The following is an 18384-nucleotide window of genomic DNA, read 5'->3' as shown; positions in this document are numbered from 1 at the left end:
AGGGGAGCACCGGGATGGCCGAGATATTGATCCGCGGCGCCGACACCGTGCTGACGATGGAGACGCCGGAGGCGCGGCTCTCGCAGGTCGACATCCGCCTTCGGGATGGCGCGATTGTCGAGCTGGGGCAGGGGCTCGACGCGGACGGGGCGGAGGTCGTCGATGCACGCGGATGCGTCGTCACCCCGGGGCTCGTGAACACCCATCACCACCTCTACCAGACGCTGACGCGAGCTGTGCCGGGCGCGCAGGACGCGCTGCTCTTCGGGTGGCTCCGGACCCTCTATCCGATCTGGGCGCGCTTCGGGCCGGACGAGATGCACGTCTCGGCGCTGACCGGGCTGGCGGAATTGGCGCTGTCCGGATGCACGATGACCTCGGACCACCTCTACCTCTATCCGAATGGCGCACGGCTGGACGACACCGTGGCCGCGGCCGACGCGGTGGGGCTGCGGTTCCATCCGACGCGCGGCGCCATGTCCATCGGCGAGAGCGCCGGAGGTCTGCCGCCGGATGCGCTGGTCGAGGACGAGGACGCGATTCTCGAAGACTGCATCCGCGTGGTCGACGCCTTTCACGACCCGGACCCGGCGGCGATGGTGCGTGTCGGGATCGCGCCGTGTTCGCCGTTCTCGGTCAGTCGCGAGCTGATGCGCGACGCGGCGCTTCTTGCGCGGGACAAGGGCGTGATGCTGCACACGCACCTCGCCGAGAACGATGAAGACGTCGCCTATTCGCTGGCGCAGTTCGGCTGCCGACCGGGGCAGTACGCCGAAGATCTGGGCTGGACCGGCCCGGACGTCTGGCACGCCCACTGCGTCAAGCTCGACGGGGCCGAGATCGACCTTTTCGCCCGGACCCGGACCGGCGTGGCGCATTGCCCATGCTCGAATTGCCGGTTGGGCTCGGGGATCGCGCCAGTGCGTGCGATGCGCGACGCCGGCGTCCCCGTCGGACTGGGCGTGGACGGGTCGGCCTCGAACGACTCGGGTAACCTCGCGGCCGAGGCGCGCATGTCACTGCTGCTTCAGCGGGTCTCGCGCGGGGCCGACGCCATGAGCCCGGCCGAGGCGCTGTGGATCGCCACGCGCGGCGGGGCCGAGGTGCTGGGCCGGGGCGACGTGCTGGGGCGTGTCGCTCCGGGCTTCCGCGCCGATCTCGCGATCTGGGACACGCGGGGCGTGGAGACTGCGGGCAGCTGGGACCCGGCCGCACTGCTGCTGGCCGGGCCGAGCCAGGTGCGCGATCTCTATGTCGAGGGCCGCGCGGTGGTCCGGGATGGCGAGTTCCTGCCGTTCGAGCTGCCGCTGGTGCTGGAACAGCAGAGAACGCTGGCCCGGCGGCTTGCCTCGACGCTATAAGGCAGCGAACTGAAGGTACCGTAGAGCGTGTAAATATGTCTTTCGGAAACATCCTTTCGCGTGTGTCTGGCGTTGCCGCGCTGATCCTTTGCCTGTCCTCCCTGCCGCTTCAGGCGGCCGTGAACGATATCCGTTCGGCGCACGGCCTCGCGCCGCTCGCGCGGTCGGCGACGCTCGATGCGGTCGCGCGGGAACACGCACGTTATCTCGCCCGGCTGGGCCGGCTGAGCCATTCCGGCCCCCAGGGGCAGATCGGCGATCGCGCGCGCGCGGCGGGATACGACTACTGCCAGGTCGCCGAGAACCTCGCGCGGGGACACCGTAGCGAAGACGCTGTCCTGCGCGGTTGGCTGCGCTCGCCGTCTCACCGGCGGAACCTGTTGCACCGCGACTTTGCCGAGTACGGCATGGCGCGGACCGGGGGCAACGTGTGGGTCCTCGTGGTCGGCCGCCGCGGCTGCTGACCAGCCGAGACGGGGGAATTAGATTAAATTTTTCAGTATCTTGCGCTGGATCAGCAGCGAGCGTTCGGGGCATGACGGAGCCGGTTCCATACCGGAGGTCGCCTCATGCTCTGTCGCCTGCGCCACGCGTTCGCCGCCCTGCTGTGCCTGCTGCCGCTCTGGGCCGAGGCGGCCCAACCGCTTGACGCATTCCGCCGGCAGAACGGGCTCGGCCCCTTGCGCGCGAACCCGGCGCTGGAGCGGCTCGCGCTCGGGCACGGCGATTACCTCATGCGCAGCGGCCGGACGACCCATTTCGGTCCGCGGGGCGAGCGGATCTCGGACCGCGCCCGCGCCAGGGGCTACCGCTACTGCTATATCGGCGAGGCGCTGGCGCGCGGGCAGGGAGACATCCATTCGGTGATCGGCGACTGGGCGGCCTCGCCGTCGCACCGGCGCATCCTGCTGGCGCGGATGGCCACGGAATACGGCCTCGTGCGGATGCCGGGCAACGTGTGGGTGCTGGTCACCGCGCAGCCCGGCTGCTGATGCTGACGACGCCGCGACGGCGCTCGGCTGCGCCGTCGCCCCGCCCGCCGTCCCGCAAGCCGCCTAGCGGTCGACCCTGCGGCCACCGATCCACGTTTCGCGCACGGCCCGGTCGTCGCCCATCATGATCGTCGCGAACAGCGCCTCCCACGCGTCGTGGGCGCGCTCGGCCCGCAGCGCGAGGGCCGGGGTCGAAGCGAGGTCGAGCACGCAGAGATCCGCCTCATAGCCCTGCGCCACGCGCCCGATCCGGTCGCCCAGCCGCAGCGCCTCCGCCGACCCGGCGGTGGCAAGCCACATGAGCTCGGCCGCGTGCAGGGGGCGACCGCGCAGCTGACCGACCTCGTAGGCCGCGGCCATGGTCCGCAGCATGGAGAACGACGACCCTCCGCCGGTATCGGTGGCCAGCCCGATGCGCAATCCTGCCGCGGTCAGTCCGTCCATGTCGAAGAGCCCCGAACCGATGAAGGTGTTCGACGTCGGACAGTGCACGAGGGCGGCATCCACCTCGGCCAGCCGGGTGCGCTCGCGCGGCGCGAGATGGATCGCGTGGCCATAGAGGCCGTTCGGCCCCAGAAGGCCCGCGCGCTCGTAGGTGTCGAGGTAATCGCGCGCCTCCGGGAACAGCTCGCGCACCCAGGCCACCTCGTCGGTCTGCTCGGACAGGTGCGTCTGCATCAGGCAGTCGGGATGCTCGGCCCAGAGCGCCCCCAGCGCCTCGAGTTGCGCGCGCGTCGAGGTCGGCGAGAAGCGTGGCGTGATGACGTAGGACAGCCGGCCGCGTCCGTGCCAGCGCCCGAGCAGCGCCTTCGAGTCGTCATAGGCGCGCCGCGCGTCGTCCAGCAGGCCCTCGGGGGCGTTGCGGTCCATGCAGGTCTTGCCCGCCAGCACCCGCTGGCCCCGCGCCTCGGCGGCGGTGAACAGGGCATCGACGCTTTGAGGGTGGACGGTGCAGTAGCTCGCCACGGTCGTGGTGCCGTGCGCGGCGGTCAGGTCCAGGTAGGCCTCGGCCATGCGCGCGGCGTAGTCCGGATCGCCGAAGCGCATCTCTTCGGGAAAGGTGTAGGCGTTCAGCCAGTCGATCAGCCGCTTGCCCCAGCTCGCGATGATCGCGGTCTGCGGGTAGTGCACGTGGGCGTCCACGAAGCCCGGGCATATCAGCGCGTCGCGATGCTCGATCACCTCGGCCCCGGGATGGGCGGCGACCAGCGTCGCGCCGTCGCCCACCGCGGCGATGCGTCCCGCGGCCACGACCACGGCGCCGTCGGGGTCGATCCGCAGTGCGTCTGTCCCCTCGCGGAACGGGTTTCCCTCGGTGCGCAACACCTGGCCCCGCAGAACGATTTCATCCATCGTGCCCGTCCTTTCATCGCCGTGAGCCGCAGACGCGCGACCCTAATCGCGCCCGTGCCGGAGGACAATCGCGGCCCCTGTTGCTTTTCCCGGGGCTGCCCTATGGTCCGCCCGGACCGGCGGACGACAGACCAAGGAGGCGCGGCGCATGAGCGAAGAGCAGACGGACATCGCCCCCGAGCCGGAGGCCGCCGAAGACGACGCCTACGCGCTCGACCCAAAGACGATCGCCTCGATCGTCTACGCGGTGGACGTCTCCGACCGCGACAAGCTGGTCGAACTGCTCGACCCGTTGCACCCCGCCGACATCGCCGACCTGATCGAACAGCTCAACGCCTTCGACCGGATGCGTCTGATCCGGCTCTACGGGGCGGAGTTCGACGGCGACATCCTGACCGAACTCGACGAGGGCATCCGCGAGGAGGTCATCGGCATCCTCAATCCGAAGGTCCTCGCCGACGCGGTGCGGGACCTCGATTCGGACGACGTGGTCGACCTGCTGGAAGACCTCGAGGAGCCGCAGAAGGAAGCGATCCTCGAGGTTCTGGACGATCCCGACCGGATCGCCGTTCAGCAATCGCTGACCTACCCGGAATACTCTGCCGGCCGCCTGATGCAGCGCGAGGTGGTGATGGCGCCCGAGCACTGGAACGTGGGCGAGGCCATCGATTTCCTGCGCAATTCGGACGACCTGCCGGATCAGTTCTACCACGTGATCCTCGTCGATCCGCGGCTCAAGCCGGTGGGAAAGGTGGCGCTCGGCAAGCTCATGGGCTCGCGCCGCGAGGTGCTGCTGAACTCGATCACCGACGAGAGCTTCCATGTCATCCCGGTGTCCCGGTACGAAGGCGACGTGGCGTACGCGTTCAACCAGTACCACCTGATCTCGGCCCCGGTGGTGGACGAGACCGAGCGGCTGGTCGGCGTCATCACCATCGACGACGCCATGGCCGTGCTCGAGGAGGAAAACGAAGAGGACATCCTGCGCCTCGCCGGTGTGGGCGAGGAAAGCTCGCTGTCCGACAGCGTGATCGCCACCACACGCCAGCGTTTCCCCTGGCTCGCGGTGAACCTTGTGACGGCGGTACTGGCCTCGCTGGTGATCGCGCAGTTCGAGAACGCAATCGCCCAGCTCACCGCGCTCGCCGTGCTCATGCCCATCGTGGCCTCCATGGGCGGCAATGCGGGCACGCAGTCGCTGACGGTTGCGGTGCGCGCTCTCGCGACGCGTGACCTTACCGGATCGAACGCGCTGCGGGTGATCCGGCGCGAGGTCGTGGTAGGCCTCGTGAACGGTGCGGCCTTCGCGCTCATCATGGGGATCGTGGGGCTCTTGTGGTTCGGCTCGGCGCAGCTGGGCGGGGTGATCGCGGCGGCAATGGTCATCAATCTCGTGGTGGCGGGCCTCGCCGGGATCGGCATTCCCATCGTTCTGGAAAAGCTCGGCGTGGACCCCGCGCTTGCCTCGGGCGCGTTCGTGACGACGGTGACCGACGTGGTCGGCTTCTTCGCCTTCCTCGGCCTTGCCGTGATCGTGTTGCTGTGACCGAAGAAACCGCCCCCGATCCCAAGGCCGCGGCCCGCCGCGCGGCCTTCGACCGGCGCAAGGCCGCCTTCAATGCGCGCCCGGCCGATCCTGCGCGCCTCTTGCGCGAGGTTCTCGCCGCGCACCGGGGAAGGCCGCTGTCGGGATACATGCCGATCCGGACCGAGATCGACCCCCGCCCCGCGATGGCCGAGGCCGTGGCTCACGGGCCCGTGGCCACCCCGGTCATCCGGGGTGCGGGCCAGCCGCTCGACTTCGCGCGCTGGACCCCGGACACGCCGCTCCGGACCGGCCCCTTCGGTGCCGCCATTCCGGAGACGCTCGATCTGATCGATCCCGAGGTCCTGATCGTTCCGCTCGTCGCCTTTACCCGGGCGGGCGACCGGCTTGGCTATGGGGGCGGCTTCTACGACCGTACGCTCGCCCGTCTACGCGCGGCGCGTCCGACGCTCGCCATCGGCTTCGCCTTCGCTGCGCAGGAGGCCGATACGCTGCCCACCGAACCCACCGACCAGCGCCTCGACCTGATCGTTACCGAGGCCGACATCCTCACGCCGGTCTGAGTGGGGCAGGGGCATCGCGGTCGCACGCGAAGTCCGCGCAGTTTCGTGACCCGGGCAGGACACGCATGAACGACTGCCGCTGATCTGGCCCAAGTCGGCTGGCCAGTATCGCAGCGCCGTTCCGTTTCACGCCGCCCCTTACCGTTCCACAAGCTCCACCCGGCGGTTCCGGGCCTGTCCGTCGCCCGTTGCATTGGATGCGACTGGAGCCAAGGGCCCGACCCCGGCGGGCACGACCCGATCCGCCGAGACCCCGTGGCTCCCGACCAGCGCGTCGACGACCGCTTGCGCACGGCGACGCGAGAGGTCGAGGTTGAAGTCGTAGCCGCCCACGGTGTCGGTGTGACCGACGATGTAGACGTCGATGTCGGGATTGTCCGAGAGCAGCTTCGCCATCTCAGCGAGCGCGGCGTCGGATTTGGGCGTCAGCGTCGCCTCGTTGGTGTCGAAGTAGATGTCCGAGGCCGAGGCCGCGCGCATGGGAGCGGAAGCGTGGGAACGGATCCGGGCGGAAACGCCAGAGAGCGACGATCGCGCCTTCCGCGAGACGGTGCAGGGCCTCTCCACCCGATTGATCGAAACCGCCGGCGGGACGCCCTCGGACTGGGACGTCGTGGCGTTCGACTCCGATCAGGTGAACGCGTTCGCGCTGCCGGGCGGACGCATCGGCGTCTTCCGAGGACTCTACGACCTCGCCCAGAGCCCCGATCAGCTGGCCGCCATCATCGGCCACGAGATCGGGCACCTGCAGGCGGATCACGCGCGAGAGCGGATGGGCAACGCCCGCGCCCAGAACGCGCTCCAGCGGGTGGTGGCGTTCTTCCTGCGGCAGTCGGACATCGAGTTCGACGAAGAGATCATGGCCGCGCTCGGGCTCGGCCTGCGCTACGGGCTGGCGCTGCCCTACGGGCGCCAGCAGGAGCTGGAGGCCGATCGCCTTGGGCTGACCCTCATGCGCGACGCGGGCTTCCAGCCTCAGGCGGCCGTGCAATTGTGGGAGAGGATGCAGGCCGCTCAGCCCAACCGACCGCCCGAGTTCCTTGCCACCCATCCCGCCCCGCAGGCGCGCATCCGCGAACTGCGCGAGATGATCGAGGCCTGAGGCAGGCGCTTCCGAAGGGCGCTCAGTTTTCCGAGGGCCTGCCGCAGCGTGCTGCCGTCCGCTCGAAGACTTCGGTGCTCTGCGGGTCATTTCCGCGGATCATCGCATCGAGGCGAAGCACCCAGTCGCGGGCGTCCCGGTGGATCCGGCCGGCGTCGTCGGGGTCTGCCTCTGCCCGAAAACGCTCTGCGTCGGCGCGGGCATCCGCCGCGCCGTCGAGATAGGCGGAGATGTCGGCATAACGAGCGAAGCCCTCCCAGAACGCCGCGCAGTCGGCGGCGTCACTCTGGGCGGCGCGCAGGGGCACAGCGGGTAGGGTGATAACAAGGATCAGGGCGCCGGCCAGCGGCGCCCCGCGCATCAGCGGATCGCGACGCGCGCGGCGCTCTCGGGCAGTTCCTCGTCGAAGCAGCGCTGGTAGAACTCGGCCACGGTCTGACGCTCGAGCTCGTCGCACTTGTTGAGGAACGACACGCGGAACGCATAGCCGATGTCGTGGAAGATCGAGGCGTTCTGCGCCCAGGCGATCACCGTCCGGGGGCTCATCACGGTCGACAGGTCGCCCGACATGAACGCGGTGCGCGACAGGTCCGCGACGGTGACCATCTGGCGGACGGTCTTGCGGCCCTTGTCCGTGTCGTAGGCCGGGCACTTGGACAGAACGATCTCGGTTTCGGCGTCGATCGACAGGTAATTGAGCGTCGCGACGAGGCTCCAGCGGTCCATCTGACCCTGGTTGATCTGCTGGGTGCCGTGGTAGAGGCCAGTTGTGTCGCCGAGGCCCACCGTATTCGCGGTCGCGAAGATGCGGAAGAACGGGTGCGGGTGCAGCACCTCGTTCTGGTCGAGCAGCGTCAGCTTGCCGTCCACCTCCAGCACGCGCTGGATCACGAACATCACGTCGGCGCGGCCGGCATCGTATTCGTCGAACACGATCGCGGTCGGGTTCCGCAGGGCCCAGGGCAGGATTCCTTCTTGGAATTCCGTGACCTGCACGCCGTTCTTCAGCTTGATCGCATCCTTGCCGATGAGGTCGATCCGGCTGATGTGGCTGTCGAGGTTCACCCGCACGCAGGGCCAGTTCAGCCGCGCGGCGACCTGCTCGATATGCGTGGACTTGCCGGTGCCGTGGTAGCCCTGGATCATGACGCGGCGGTTGTGGGCAAAGCCCGCGAGGATCGCCAGCGTCGTGTCGGGGTCGAACCGGTAGGTCGAGTCGAGCTCCGGCACGCGCTCGGTGCGCTCTGCGAAGCCGTGGACCTTCATGTCGGTGTCGATCCCGAAGACGTCGCGGACCGAAATCTCCTCGGTCGGCTTGGCGTTGATGTCGATCGAACCGTCCGCCATGTGCTGCTCCGTCCTCGTCTTGTCCCGTTTCGGCAGGTGTCGCGCGCCCCCTCCGGGCCCGCTCCGCGCGGCCCCGGAGGGGGCGCGGCGCGGGGTCCGTGGTGCAACATATCGCGACGGGGGGCAAGGGGAAGGATCGACAGGCGGACGCGCGGCGGCTAAGCCTCTTGGGTATGGCCCGATCCTGATGCGGCCGGCAGGGCCGGGCAGGGGACCCGGGTGACCAGTCCGGGCCGGTGGCGGCCCGGCCCCCCAAAGCGCCACCCGGACGGCAGATGACGATCCAGAAGACCCCGCACGAAGAGATCGAGGAGCTGCTCGCCCGCATCGCGATGGGCGACCGGAAGGCGTTCTCGGCGCTCTATGACCGGACCTCGGCGAAGCTTTTCGGCATCTGCCTGCGCGTGCTTGGCGATCGCGCCGAGGCCGAGGAGGCCCTGCAGGAGGCCTATGTCCGGATCTGGAACCGGGCCGACGCCTACCGCGTGAACGGGTTCTCGCCGATGACGTGGCTCATCACGCTGACCCGCAACATTGCCGTGGACCGCCGCCGCCGGCGCCCCGCGCGGCCGGCAGAGGCGCTCGATCTTGCCGACACCATGCCCGACACCGGCCCGGGCCCCGAGGACATCACCGAGGAACGCTCGGAGGCGCAGCGCCTTCACGCGTGCCTGCGCGAGCTGCCCGACGATCGCGCGGCGCTGGTGCGCAGCGCCTATCTCGACGGCTTCACCTATGCCGAACTGTCCGAGGCCACGGGGATCAAGCTCAACACCGTGCGCACCTGGCTGCGGCGGTCGCTGATCCAGCTGCGCGAGTGCCTGGCCCGATGAGCGTGGGCGTGGATACGGTCGGCCCCGAGGACGGCGGCACGGCGCTGGCGGCGGAATACGTCCTCGGCCTCATGTCGGATGCGGAGTCCGAGGCCTTCGAGGCGCGGCTCGCCGACGAGGACGCGTTGGTCGACGAGGTCGTGCTCTGGACCGAATATCTCGCGCGGCTGGTGGACGCGATCCCCGAGACGGCGCCTGCGGCGGCGGTGAAGCGGCGGATCGAAGCGACGGCATTCGGAGAAACGCTCGGACGCTGGAGCCGGTCGCCGCTGCGGCAGATCATTCCCTACGGCATTGGCGGCGCGCTCGCGGCCATGGCGCTCTGGGCTGCGGTGTCCTTCGGCCTCGTCGGGGGTGGCGGGCCCGAACAGCCGGTGCTGGTGGCGGACGTGACACTTGAGGATTTGCCGGTTGCGATCCACGCGGGCTACTTCGCCGAGGCCGGCGAACTGCTGGTGATCCGCGAACAGGGCGAGGTGCCGGCGGGTGCCGATCTCGAGCTGTGGCTGGTGCAGGAAGGCGCGGCGCCGGTGTCGCTGGGCCTCGTGCCTCGAACCGAAGAGCGCGTGCGCTATCCGCTGGCGGACGTCGTCGCCGCGGACCTAGGGGGTGCGACGCTTGCCGTCAGCCGCGAGCCCCCGGGCGGCTCGATCACCGGCCTGCCGACCGGTCCGGTCGTGGGCACCGCGCCGGTGCTGCCGTTCTGAACCGGCCCGGGTCCGGTTCGCCGGCAGCGCGTCGCCGTGCCGCCGATCACCGCCCGTTGAAACATCCCTGACCTGAACGTGTCCGTCGTGTGAGACCGGGGGTGAAACCCCGGTCCGCTCCTGCCCGTGGGTGCATGTGTCCCCGGCGATGAACGTCGGGACGCACAGCAAAAGCCCCTCGAGGGAGGATACGTCATGACCACCAAGACATTTCTCGCAGCCCTGACCGGCGCCGCGTTCATCGCCGGCGCGGCTACCGCCCAGGACAACCCGCAGGTCGGCGGCGCCGACATGTTCGCCGACCGCACCATCGTCGAGAACGCGGTCAACTCTCCGATCCACACCACGCTCGTGGCCGCGGTCCAGCAGGCCGGTCTGGTCGACACGCTGAACGGCGAAGGCCCCTTTACCGTCTTCGCGCCCACCGACGAGGCCTTCGGAATGCTGTCCGAGGACAGCCTCAACGCGCTTATGATGGACGAGAACCAGGAGCAGCTGGCGCAGATCCTGACCTGCCACGTGGTCGCGACCAACGCGATGTCCGACGCCATCGCGGGCATGATCGCCGATGACGGCGGGATGCACCCGGTGCCGACCGTGGGCGGTTGCACGCTTCAGGCCGAGATGAGCGGCGACACCATCACCCTGACCGACGAGAACGGCCGCAGCGCGACCGTGACCATCGCCGACGTGCAGCAGTCCAACGGTGTCATCCACGTGATCGACCGTGTGCTTCTGCCCGCTGGACAGGCGGGCTGAGCGATCCGCATTTTGTCGGGGCGTCCGCACTGACTATCTAATGAGCGGACGGGCGCCGACCCGTCGCCCCGCCGGTGTCCCTCCCGGCGGGGCGGCGCCGGTCCCGGCGCATCACCGACCCTGTTCATTCCGCGAGGAGGCCCGACACCATGATGAGACGCGACTTCATGACCCGCACCGCCGCCATTCTGGGGCTCGGCACCGCCGCCGGGGCAGTGACCCGCGGCGCCACCGCCACCGCCGCCGAGGGCGAGGAGACGTTCCCGCTGACCCGGACCGAGTCGGAATGGCGCGAGATGCTCAGCGATGCCGAGTACCGCGTGATGCGCGAAGAAGGCACCGAGCGGGCCTTTTCATCGCCGCTTCACGATCTCAAGACCGAGGGCACCTATGTCTGCCGCGGCTGCGACCAGGCGCTCTATTCCTCGGAGCACAAGTTCGACAGCGGCACCGGCTGGCCGAGCTACTGGCAGCCGATCGCCGAGGACGCCGTCGGCACCAAGCCCGATCGGTCGTTCTTCATGGTCCGCACCGAGGTCCACTGCTCCAACTGTGGCTCGCACCTGGGCCACATCTTCGAGGACGGCCCCGAGCCCACGGGTCTGCGCCACTGCATCAACGGCGTCTCGCTGAAATTTCAGGAAGCCTGAGCGCACGCGGGGTCGTTTTCGGCCCCGCGCTGACGTTCGAGTTCCAAAAGATCGGCCCGGCCCCCGGTTCGTCGGGGGCCGGGCCTAATCAAGGGAAAGTCCATGTTGAGAGGTGCGCTCCCGGAAGCGACGGTCCGAAGGGGACGAACGGACCGACGCCACCGGGAAAAGAGCCGACCGCCGGTTGGGATCGAGGCGCGATCGGTGTGACGCGCCTACAGGCTATTCAACCCGGGATTGAAAGTCGATAGGAAAATGCAGCCTTTCGCTGTTCATATTCCGGTCACTTGAAGTTTCGGCTTTCCTTGATCTGGTCCCAGGCCCACATGACCTCCTGAAGCTGCTCTTCCTGGCTGCGGTCGCCGCCGTTCATGTCGGGATGCAGAACCTTGATGAGCGCCTTGTAGGCCTTGCGGACCTCGGCCTTCGACCAGTCTTCCTTCGCCTCGAGAATCTCGATCGCGCGCCGCTCCGTGGACGGCAGGCGCTTGCTGGAGCTGCCGCCGCCGTTCCGCCCGGGATTGCGCGTGGCGTTGTTGCCGAGAACCTGGTGCGGGTCCTCGATGCCGAGCCGCGCCCAGGCGCGGGCCTCGGGATCGCGCCAGTCCTTGGTCTGGCGGTCCCAGACCTTGTCCGAGGTCGCCTGCGCGTTCATCTCGGCCTCGGTCTTGCCGTGGAAGAAGTCCCACTTGAGATTGTATTCGCGGACGTGGTCCTTGCAGAACCAGTAGAAATCGTCGAGCACGTCAGGAGCCTTCGGCGCACGGAACTTGCCCGGCTGGTCGCATCCCTCGTGGTCGCAAATGCGGGTCGACGTCTCGGATTCACCGGACATCCCCCGCCGGCCACGCGGGTTTTTCTTCTTGGCCGAGGACACGGACATGTCGAAACCGAAGGGATCGGATTTGCTCATGGGGCACCTCTTTTCGACTCGGACGCCGGAGTTTAGACAAAACGCGGCCGGATGTTAGGGGTTTGGAGGCGAAAATTGTCGCGAACATCGGAAATCGAGACACGCCTGCGCGAGGCGTTTTCACCGGACCATCTTGAGGTCCACGACGACAGCGAGAGCCATCGTGGACATGCTGGATTTCAGGAGGGCGGCGAGTCCCACTTCCACGTGGTGATCCGCTCGTCCCGGTTCGAGGGGCTGTCGCGCATCGCCCGTCACAGGGCGGTGCACAAGGCGCTGGGCGAAGACCTCGTGGGCCAGATCCACGCGCTGTCGATGGACCTCGCCACGCCCTGAGCGTGGCGATGCCCTTGTGTTCGGTGGCCTAGCGGTCGTCCGGGTCGTCGGGCGACTGCGCGGCGCGGGCCCGCAGGATGGCCGAGAGATCGCGGACCTGTTCGGTCTCCTCGACGCCGTTGTCGTGCCAGCCCTCCGGCGCGGACGGCTTCTCGGGTGCGGGACCGGGTTGCAACGCGTGCTGCAGGTTCGCGGTGTCTCCCGGCTGATCCGCCTCGTTCTGGTCCGCGTCGGTTGGGTCCGCGGGGGCCGGTTCCGTCGGAACGGGCGCCGACGCCAGAGCGGCTGACAGTTCGTCTATGGGCGCTTCCTGCGGCACTTGCGTCGCGGGCTCTGTCTGCTCCGTCGCGGCGCGCGGTTCATCGGTCCGAGGTTCCTGAGCGGGCCGGGCGTCGCGCGGGGTGACCGCCGGTGCAGCCACCGCGGCCGCGGCAGGTGCGGCAGTCGAAACCGAGGGCGCCGGCTTCGGGGCAGGGGCCTCGAGCATCCGGGGCTTCAATTCCGCGTCGCCGTCGCCGGTGGCACGGCGGAAGACCAGCATCGTGCGCCAGACCGTGACGGAGCCCGTCAGGCCCGACCGCTCTTCCGACGGCAGCGTCTCGGCGCGCTGGTATTCCCAGCCCCCGGACGCCATCTCGTTCATCAGTTTCTCTATGGCATGGGCAAAGCGGGCCTCGTTGCCCTTCACGCCCTTTGCCTTCTCGCCACGGGAGGGCGCTGGCAGGACCTTGTATTCGTAGTTGGGCATTGCGTTACCTGCTCTTCGGTGCGGCGCGCATCCTACCTGCGGCGGGACGCCGGGGAAAGCCGTGCGGGGGATCCCGGCAAGCTTTCGCCCCGGACCCGGTCCGGTGGGCGCCTTGTCGTTCAGTAGGACGCGAAGCCGGACGGCGCCCGGCTTCGGCGTCGGTCGTTCGTCGCGAGTGCAACAACCGGCCGAACGGCCGGCGGGCCGCTCAGAGGCCGAGTTTCGCCGTGACGATCTCGTTCACGGCCTTCGGGTTCGCCTTGCCTCCGGTGGCCTTCATCACCTGTCCCACGAACCAGCCCGCGAGCTTGGGGTTGGCCTGCGCCTTTTCCACCTGTGCGGGGTTCGCGGCGATCACGTCGTCGACCGCGGCCTCGATGGCGCCGGTGTCGGTCACCTGCTTGAGACCCTTCTCCTCGACCACGTCGGCGGGGTCGCCGCCCTCGGTGTAGACAATCTCGAACACGTCCTTGGCGATCTTGCCCGAGATCTCGTCGGCCTTGATGAGCTTGACGATCCCGCCCAGCTGCGCCGGCGACATCGGGCTGTCGGCGATATCGCGGTCGTCCTTCTTGAGGCGGCCGAACAGCTCGTTGATGACCCAGTTCGCCGCGAGCTTGCCGTCGCCGCAGGCGCCGGCCACTTCCTCGAAATACATGGCGTTCTGGGTGTCGGCGGTCAGTACCGAGGCGTCATACTCGCTGAGGCCGAAGTCCTTGACGAAGCGTGCCTTCTTTTCGTCCGGCAGCTCGGGAAGGGTGGCGGCGATGCCGTCGACCCAGGCCTGCTCGATCTCGAGCGGCAGCAGGTCCGGATCGGGGAAGTAGCGGTAGTCGTGCGCCTCTTCCTTCGAGCGCATGGACCGCGTCTCGCCCTTGTCGGGATCGTAGAGCCGGGTTTCCTGCACGACCTCGCCGCCGCCCTCGATGATGCGGATCTGGCGGCGCGCCTCGTAGTCGATGGCCTGCTGGATGAAGCGCATGGAGTTCATGTTCTTGATCTCGCAGCGCGTGCCGAGATGCGCGAAATCCTGCGTCTCCATGTACTTCTCGTAGGCGCCCGGGCGGCACACCGAGACGTTCACGTCGGCGCGCAGGTTGCCGTTCTGCATGTTGCCGTCGCAGGTCCCGAGATAGCGCAGGATCTGGCGCAGCTTGGTGACGTAGGCGGCCGCCTCTTCGGGGCCGCGGATGTCGGGGCGGCTGACAATCTCCATCAGCGCGACGCCGGTGCGGTTGAGGTCCACGAAGGACATCGCGGGATCCATGTCGTGGATCGACTTGCCGGCGTCCTGCTCTACGTGGATACGCTCGATCCGGACCTTGCGGGCAATGCCCGGCTCCATGTCCACGAGGATCTCGCCCTCGCCAACGAGCGGGTGATACAGCTGGCTGATCTGGTAGCCCTGCGGCAGGTCGGGATAAAAGTAGTTCTTGCGGTCGAAGGCCGAGCGCAGGTTGATCTGCGCCTTCAGGCCGAGGCCGGTGCGGACCGCCTGCTCGATGCAGAACTCGTTGATGACCGGCAGCATCCCCGGCATCGCCGCATCCACGAACGACACGTTCGAGTTCGGCTCTGCGCCGAAACGGGTCGACGCGCCCGAGAACAGCTTGGCCCGGCTCGCCACCTGGGCGTGCACTTCCATGCCGATCACGAGCTCCCAGTCGTGCTGGGCTCCGGCGATGACCTTGGGCGTCGGGGCCTCGTATGTCAGGTCCAGCATGAACGGTCTCCTTCGGGATCACTCGCGTGGGTCGCACGCGGGTTTAGTCCCGCGGCCCGGACGGGGCAAGAGGGGCAGGGCGCGCCGTGCGCGCCGTCAGGCGTAGGTCCAGCCTTCCGGCCCTGCGCGCACGCTGCGCCCGGCGGCGAGGTCGTCGGCGAAAAGACGGCCGATGGACGACAGCGCGCGGGCGGCACCGGTTTCCGGTCCGTCGGCCGGGGCGGCCGTTGCGACGGGCGAGGGCGCCGCGGCCCAGACCCGCGGATGCACCTCGCGGAGGTGGTCGGTGACGATCCAGCAGAACGAGGTCGCGATGGCGCGATGTGCGGGCGGTGCATCCGGCCCGCAGGAGAGAGTGAACCCCGTGAGCGCGGCGAGCCGGTTCACGACCGCCTGGTCAGGGCCCGCGGCGAGGATGTCGTGCAGCCCCTCGACGAAAAGCGCAGGGTCGAGCGCCGCGACACAGGAGGGGTCCGCGTCGATGGCGTCGAGGCAGGTCCAGACGTAGCCTCCCATGCCCCAGATGTCCGCGGTGCGCGCCGCAGAGCGGCAAGCCGCCTCGTGCAGCGCGGCGTGGCTGCCGAACCGGTCCGGCATCATGTCGCGCCCGAGCGCCGAGAGGTGTCGCGCGCAGCGTGGGTCGAGATCGATGAGGTCGTCGTAATCGTCGATCACCCGCGCCGCTGCCCCGCGGGTGCCTGGCAGAACCGCGCAGCGCGCCGCGGCGAGGCTGGCGGCGTCGGCCTCTACGGGGTCGAATGCGTCGAGCAGCTTGCGTGCCGCGTTGAAGTGGGTGTGAAACCCCGCCCGGCCGATCCGCCGGTCGGCTGCCTGACGGAGCCACGCGGTGCCCAGATCCAGATGCGCCCGCACCACCACCAACGCGACACCGTGATCGAGGCTGAGCGCGTCAAGCTCGTCGCGCAGGTCCGCGATCGGACGGTTTGCGGCGTCGGCGTCCGAGCGACCCGCTGCCGCACAGGCGGCGCTCACGGCATCCTCACGTGCGCCTGCGGCCAGCAGTTCGGCCACCGATGCGCCGCCCGGCGTCAGGGCGCGCGCCGAATCGGCGGCCCGGATCAGCGCCCCGAGCTCGGCCCAGTCCTGTTGCCGGGCAAGGTGGCGGCCTTGGGCCAAGATCTGCGCGCGGGCACGATCCTCCGCGCTGGAGGTCAGGATCGGCACGTCGATCTGCCCCGGTTCTGGCCGTTCGGCAGCCTCGGGGGGCAGGCCGACCCGCTGACCAAAGGGACGCATGGCACCGCGGGCCAGGTCGCGAACGTCAGCAATTCGAGGGCGGTGGAGGAAGGCGCGGGCATTGAACATGAGCCGGGTGTGGCGGCGCATCGGGGCGGCAAAATGGCGCAGACCGAGCGCGCGAGGGGCCAATGCAGGGCTTCCAAAATCCGAATGGTAAACGCGCGATTTGGCGGCATTCCGCGCATGGAATGTTGCCGCGCTTGCACGCGCGCGCGTGATTAAGGACACCGGACAGCATGAGAGCTGCCACTCACACCGCATGGCCGGCACCGCGCCGGTCCCCGTGGACCCCGCTGCGCGCGACTGCCGCGGCGCTCCTTCTCTGCCTCAGCCTGCCCGTGAGCGGGGCCGGACCGGCCTCCGCCCAGACGATCGGCGCGATGTCCCCGCATCCCGGTGCCGGCGTGTCCGATCAGGCGGTCGAGGTGTCGCTGCGCCCTAAGGTGCGCGACGACCGGCTGCCGAAGGCGCGCTGGGGCACCTCGGCGCGCGGCCAGACCTGGACCCGCGCCGCGGTCTCGGCGTTGCGCGGCCCGGCCTCCGGGCTGACCGATATCGTGCCCGGCGATATCGACACCTGGTGCCCCGCCTACGAGGAGAACAACCGCCGCCTGCGCGAGGCGTTCTGGGTAAGCCTCGTCTCGGCGCTGGCCAAGCACGAAAGCACCTATCGCCCTACGGTGGTGGGCGGCGGCGGGCGCTGGCACGGCCTTTTGCAGATCCTGCCTTCGACGGCGCGGCTCTATGGCTGCCGCGCGGGCTCGGGCGCGGCGCTGCAATCGGGCGCCGCGAATCTCAGCTGCGGCTTGCGGATCATGGCGCGCACCGTGGCGCGCGATGGCGTGGTGTCGGCCGGCATGCGTGGCGTGGCCGCCGACTGGGGGCCGTTCCACTCGAGCACCAAGCGCTCGGACATGATCGCGTACACGCGCAGCCAGGCGTTCTGCAAATCGGTCCCGGGCAAGCGCCCGATGGCGCGTCCGGACGTCGACGAGACCGTCCCGCTCTATGCCGAGATCCCGCCGCGTGACGCTCCGGTGTTCAGCACGCAGGGCCGGCTGGCCCCCTGACGCGCCACGGCCCGTCGTGATGCGGCGGGCCGGTTTCCGGGCGCGCCAAGCTGTGCGGCGCGTCCACGAATCTTCCGGAAATCGTAATGTTCGAGGTGTCGTGCCATCTGGTGTGGCGCTTTGACGTCGCGCGCTATTAGCTTGAACTTACTGGAAAACTGTCAGCCCGCGCGGTGCTCAGGTCGCCTTGAGCCAGGACGGGCGGCGCGAGTTGTCGATCAGCGACACCGCCGGGGCGCGACGGCCGCCGAGGGCCAGCGTGGCGCGGCGCAGAAGGTCGATGCCCTCGTCCGACGTCTTCGGCAGCGCCGCGGCCGAGATCGGCTCGCCCACCGTCACGCGGTAGGGCTGGCGCGCCTTGTTCAGCGTCTCGTGGAAGAGCGTGATGTCGCGCAGCGTCGGGTGGATCAGGTCGAAGAGGTAGAACAGCGCCGAATTGCGGGCGCGGATGTTCACCGGGATCACGGGCAGGTCGAACTTGCGCGCGATCATCGCCGCGGACGCCATCCACGGCCGTTCGTGCAGGCTGAGCCCGCGGCGCTTGGCGAGGCGTCCGGCCGGGAAGATCACGCCGAGACGTTCCGCCTCGACGGCGCGGCGGGTATAGGCCATCGTTTCGCGCGTCTTGCCATGGCTGCGTTTTTCCTCGCGCCATTCCACCGGGGCGATCATGGCCTCGTACTGCGGCAGGACCCGCAGGATGTCATGGTTCGCGAAGTAGTAGGCATCGGGCCGCAGCGGCGCGAGCAGGTGATGCAGGATGATCCCGTCCGCGATGCCCGTGGGGTGGTTGGCCACGACCAGCGCCGGACCGTTGCGGGGGATGTTCGACAGGCCCGAGGCCTGCACGTCGCGCGCCAGCATCTCGCCGAGGATCGCCATGATCTCGGACGCCGGCAGGTCGTTCAGCCGCTCACCGAGCGCAATGGTGCGCTCGTAGCCCAGCATCATGTTCAGGACCTGCCGCGCCCGCCGCGTACCAAGACGGTTCGAGAAGAGCCACGGGGCCCGTTCCTCGATCAGCGGGTCGATGCGATCCTTGATGCTTTCGGTCATATTCAGGCACCCAAGCCACGTCTCGTTACGGACCCATGACACGAGCCTTCCGCGAAGGGAAGCGC

The 18384-nt window shown here is 69.0% G+C and carries 21 protein-coding genes; 12 read left to right on the top strand and 9 right to left on the bottom strand.

Annotation, left to right across the window (positions count from 1 at the left end; genetic code table 11):
• Window positions 1-14 precede the first annotated feature (14 nt).
• The 3 genes from BMX29_RS09665 (at window position 15) to BMX29_RS09655 (ending at window position 2353) form a co-directional block, all read left to right on the top strand.
• Window positions 15-1361, top strand: coding sequence for an 8-oxoguanine deaminase (locus tag BMX29_RS09665; protein WP_092812263.1), 1347 nt, complete (start codon window positions 15-17; stop codon window positions 1359-1361).
• Window positions 1362-1396: 35 nt separating this feature from the next.
• A complete protein-coding gene (locus tag BMX29_RS09660; RefSeq protein ID WP_092812261.1) occupies window positions 1397-1825 on the top strand; it encodes a CAP domain-containing protein in 429 nt (142 codons plus the stop codon).
• A gap of 105 nt (window positions 1826-1930) precedes the next feature.
• Window positions 1931-2353 carry a CAP domain-containing protein gene (locus BMX29_RS09655; RefSeq protein WP_092812259.1) on the top strand — a complete coding sequence of 141 codons (423 nt, stop codon included), beginning with the start codon at window positions 1931-1933 and terminating at the stop codon, window positions 2351-2353.
• Between the two features lie 63 nt (window positions 2354-2416).
• On the opposite strand, the gene guaD is transcribed toward BMX29_RS09655, so the two are convergent.
• Window positions 2417-3706 carry a guanine deaminase gene (gene guaD, locus BMX29_RS09650; RefSeq protein ID WP_092812257.1) on the bottom strand — a complete coding sequence of 430 codons (1290 nt, stop codon included), beginning with the start codon at window positions 3704-3706 and terminating at the stop codon, window positions 2417-2419.
• A gap of 148 nt (window positions 3707-3854) precedes the next feature.
• Here guaD and mgtE point away from each other — a divergent pair, with 148 nt between their 5' ends.
• On the top strand, window positions 3855-5252 hold the full coding sequence (mgtE, locus tag BMX29_RS09645) for a magnesium transporter (RefSeq protein ID WP_043844657.1): 1398 nt from the start codon (window positions 3855-3857) through the stop codon (window positions 5250-5252).
• Window positions 5249-5815 (top strand): 5-formyltetrahydrofolate cyclo-ligase, encoded by a 567-nt coding sequence (locus tag BMX29_RS09640; RefSeq protein WP_092812255.1) that lies wholly within the window; start codon window positions 5249-5251, stop codon window positions 5813-5815. Before mgtE ends, BMX29_RS09640 begins: the two co-directional genes overlap by 4 nt.
• 138 nt (window positions 5816-5953) lie before the next feature.
• Here the strand turns inward: BMX29_RS09640 and BMX29_RS09635 are convergent, their stop codons facing one another.
• On the bottom strand, window positions 5954-6295 hold the full coding sequence (locus tag BMX29_RS09635) for an OmpA family protein (protein ID WP_092812369.1): 342 nt from the start codon (window positions 6293-6295) through the stop codon (window positions 5954-5956).
• On the opposite strand from BMX29_RS09635, the gene BMX29_RS09630 reads away from it, so the two are divergent.
• A complete protein-coding gene (locus BMX29_RS09630) occupies window positions 6294-6917 on the top strand; it encodes a M48 family metallopeptidase (protein WP_175471168.1) in 624 nt (207 codons plus the stop codon). The two genes, BMX29_RS09635 and BMX29_RS09630, sit on opposite strands and share 2 nt — an antisense overlap.
• Before the next feature lie 22 nt (window positions 6918-6939).
• Here the strand turns inward: BMX29_RS09630 and BMX29_RS09625 are convergent, their stop codons facing one another.
• Entirely contained in the window at window positions 6940-7278 is a 339-nt protein-coding gene (locus tag BMX29_RS09625) for a hypothetical protein (protein WP_092812251.1), read from the bottom strand.
• Window positions 7278-8264 carry a cobaltochelatase subunit CobS gene (cobS, locus tag BMX29_RS09620; RefSeq protein ID WP_043844653.1) on the bottom strand — a complete coding sequence of 329 codons (987 nt, stop codon included), beginning with the start codon at window positions 8262-8264 and terminating at the stop codon, window positions 7278-7280. The genes BMX29_RS09625 and cobS overlap by 1 nt, the downstream gene beginning before the upstream one ends.
• 275 nt (window positions 8265-8539) lie before the next feature.
• On the opposite strand from cobS, the gene BMX29_RS09615 reads away from it, so the two are divergent.
• From BMX29_RS09615 to msrB, 4 genes are all read left to right on the top strand, one after another.
• Window positions 8540-9097, top strand: a complete 558-nt coding sequence (locus BMX29_RS09615; protein WP_043844652.1) for a sigma-70 family RNA polymerase sigma factor — start codon at window positions 8540-8542, stop codon at window positions 9095-9097.
• Complete coding sequence (locus BMX29_RS09610) at window positions 9094-9804, top strand: anti-sigma factor (RefSeq protein WP_092812249.1); 711 nt, start codon at window positions 9094-9096, stop codon at window positions 9802-9804. The genes BMX29_RS09615 and BMX29_RS09610 overlap by 4 nt, the downstream gene beginning before the upstream one ends.
• A 195-nt stretch (window positions 9805-9999) precedes the next feature.
• Window positions 10000-10563 (top strand): fasciclin domain-containing protein, encoded by a 564-nt coding sequence (locus tag BMX29_RS09605; RefSeq protein WP_043844650.1) that lies wholly within the window; start codon window positions 10000-10002, stop codon window positions 10561-10563.
• Between the two features lie 149 nt (window positions 10564-10712).
• Window positions 10713-11213: a peptide-methionine (R)-S-oxide reductase MsrB gene (msrB, locus tag BMX29_RS09600; protein ID WP_043844649.1), complete on the top strand. Its 501-nt coding sequence runs from the start codon at window positions 10713-10715 to the stop codon at window positions 11211-11213.
• Between the two features lie 283 nt (window positions 11214-11496).
• Here the strand turns inward: msrB and BMX29_RS09595 are convergent, their stop codons facing one another.
• Entirely contained in the window at window positions 11497-12126 is a 630-nt protein-coding gene (locus BMX29_RS09595; RefSeq protein WP_043844648.1) for a DnaJ domain-containing protein, read from the bottom strand.
• Between the two features lie 75 nt (window positions 12127-12201).
• On the opposite strand from BMX29_RS09595, the gene BMX29_RS09590 reads away from it, so the two are divergent.
• The gene (locus BMX29_RS09590; RefSeq protein WP_043844647.1) at window positions 12202-12462 is read left to right on the top strand and encodes a BolA family protein; all 261 of its coding nucleotides are present in this window, start codon (window positions 12202-12204) and stop codon (window positions 12460-12462) included.
• A gap of 28 nt (window positions 12463-12490) precedes the next feature.
• On the opposite strand, the gene BMX29_RS19805 is transcribed toward BMX29_RS09590, so the two are convergent.
• The 3 genes from BMX29_RS19805 to BMX29_RS09575 all read right to left on the bottom strand — a co-directional run bounded on the left by BMX29_RS19805 (window position 12491) and on the right by BMX29_RS09575 (window position 16322).
• A complete protein-coding gene (locus BMX29_RS19805) occupies window positions 12491-13210 on the bottom strand; it encodes a hypothetical protein (protein WP_092812247.1) in 720 nt (239 codons plus the stop codon).
• A gap of 208 nt (window positions 13211-13418) precedes the next feature.
• Window positions 13419-14933 (bottom strand): Asp-tRNA(Asn)/Glu-tRNA(Gln) amidotransferase subunit GatB, encoded by a 1515-nt coding sequence (gatB, locus tag BMX29_RS09580; RefSeq protein ID WP_092812245.1) that lies wholly within the window; start codon window positions 14931-14933, stop codon window positions 13419-13421.
• A 96-nt stretch (window positions 14934-15029) separates the two neighbouring features.
• Window positions 15030-16322 (bottom strand): hypothetical protein, encoded by a 1293-nt coding sequence (locus tag BMX29_RS09575; protein WP_139196973.1) that lies wholly within the window; start codon window positions 16320-16322, stop codon window positions 15030-15032.
• A 107-nt stretch (window positions 16323-16429) separates the two neighbouring features.
• Here BMX29_RS09575 and BMX29_RS09570 point away from each other — a divergent pair, with 107 nt between their 5' ends.
• Window positions 16430-17263 (top strand): transglycosylase SLT domain-containing protein, encoded by an 834-nt coding sequence (locus BMX29_RS09570; RefSeq protein WP_244889201.1) that lies wholly within the window; start codon window positions 16430-16432, stop codon window positions 17261-17263.
• Window positions 17264-17440: 177 nt separating this feature from the next.
• Here BMX29_RS09570 and BMX29_RS09565 read toward each other — a convergent pair whose 3' ends face one another.
• The gene (locus BMX29_RS09565) at window positions 17441-18319 is read right to left on the bottom strand and encodes a lysophospholipid acyltransferase family protein (RefSeq protein WP_043844644.1); all 879 of its coding nucleotides are present in this window, start codon (window positions 18317-18319) and stop codon (window positions 17441-17443) included.
• Between the last annotated feature and the right edge of the window lie 65 nt (window positions 18320-18384).

This window comes from Roseivivax marinus, assembly GCF_900109705.1.
Lineage (GTDB): Bacteria > Pseudomonadota > Alphaproteobacteria > Rhodobacterales > Rhodobacteraceae > Roseivivax > Roseivivax marinus.
Note: the sequence above shows the minus strand (reverse complement) of the source record. Positions and strands in the feature narration are given on the sequence as shown.

What these genes read in the sequence shown, in the direction of transcription:
- BMX29_RS09665 (WP_092812263.1), top strand. Translation starts at nt 15, where the DNA reads ATGGCCGAGATATTGATCCGCGGCGCCGACACCGTGCTGACGATGGAG.
- BMX29_RS09660 (WP_092812261.1), top strand. Translation starts at nt 1,397, where the DNA reads ATGTCTTTCGGAAACATCCTTTCGCGTGTGTCTGGCGTTGCCGCGCTG.
- BMX29_RS09655 (WP_092812259.1), top strand. Translation starts at nt 1,931, where the DNA reads ATGCTCTGTCGCCTGCGCCACGCGTTCGCCGCCCTGCTGTGCCTGCTG.
- guaD (WP_092812257.1), bottom strand. Translation starts at nt 3,706, where the DNA reads ATGGATGAAATCGTTCTGCGGGGCCAGGTGTTGCGCACCGAGGGAAAC.
- mgtE (WP_043844657.1), top strand. Translation starts at nt 3,855, where the DNA reads ATGAGCGAAGAGCAGACGGACATCGCCCCCGAGCCGGAGGCCGCCGAA.
- BMX29_RS09630 (WP_175471168.1), top strand. Translation starts at nt 6,294, where the DNA reads ATGGGAGCGGAAGCGTGGGAACGGATCCGGGCGGAAACGCCAGAGAGC.
- BMX29_RS09635 (WP_092812369.1), bottom strand. Translation starts at nt 6,295, where the DNA reads ATGCGCGCGGCCTCGGCCTCGGACATCTACTTCGACACCAACGAGGCG.
- BMX29_RS09625 (WP_092812251.1), bottom strand. Translation starts at nt 7,278, where the DNA reads ATGCGCGGGGCGCCGCTGGCCGGCGCCCTGATCCTTGTTATCACCCTA.
- cobS (WP_043844653.1), bottom strand. Translation starts at nt 8,264, where the DNA reads ATGGCGGACGGTTCGATCGACATCAACGCCAAGCCGACCGAGGAGATT.
- BMX29_RS09615 (WP_043844652.1), top strand. Translation starts at nt 8,540, where the DNA reads ATGACGATCCAGAAGACCCCGCACGAAGAGATCGAGGAGCTGCTCGCC.
- BMX29_RS09610 (WP_092812249.1), top strand. Translation starts at nt 9,094, where the DNA reads ATGAGCGTGGGCGTGGATACGGTCGGCCCCGAGGACGGCGGCACGGCG.
- BMX29_RS09605 (WP_043844650.1), top strand. Translation starts at nt 10,000, where the DNA reads ATGACCACCAAGACATTTCTCGCAGCCCTGACCGGCGCCGCGTTCATC.
- msrB (WP_043844649.1), top strand. Translation starts at nt 10,713, where the DNA reads ATGATGAGACGCGACTTCATGACCCGCACCGCCGCCATTCTGGGGCTC.
- BMX29_RS09595 (WP_043844648.1), bottom strand. Translation starts at nt 12,126, where the DNA reads ATGAGCAAATCCGATCCCTTCGGTTTCGACATGTCCGTGTCCTCGGCC.
- BMX29_RS19805 (WP_092812247.1), bottom strand. Translation starts at nt 13,210, where the DNA reads ATGCCCAACTACGAATACAAGGTCCTGCCAGCGCCCTCCCGTGGCGAG.
- gatB (WP_092812245.1), bottom strand. Translation starts at nt 14,933, where the DNA reads ATGCTGGACCTGACATACGAGGCCCCGACGCCCAAGGTCATCGCCGGA.
- BMX29_RS09570 (WP_244889201.1), top strand. Translation starts at nt 16,430, where the DNA reads ATGAGAGCTGCCACTCACACCGCATGGCCGGCACCGCGCCGGTCCCCG.
- BMX29_RS09565 (WP_043844644.1), bottom strand. Translation starts at nt 18,319, where the DNA reads ATGACCGAAAGCATCAAGGATCGCATCGACCCGCTGATCGAGGAACGG.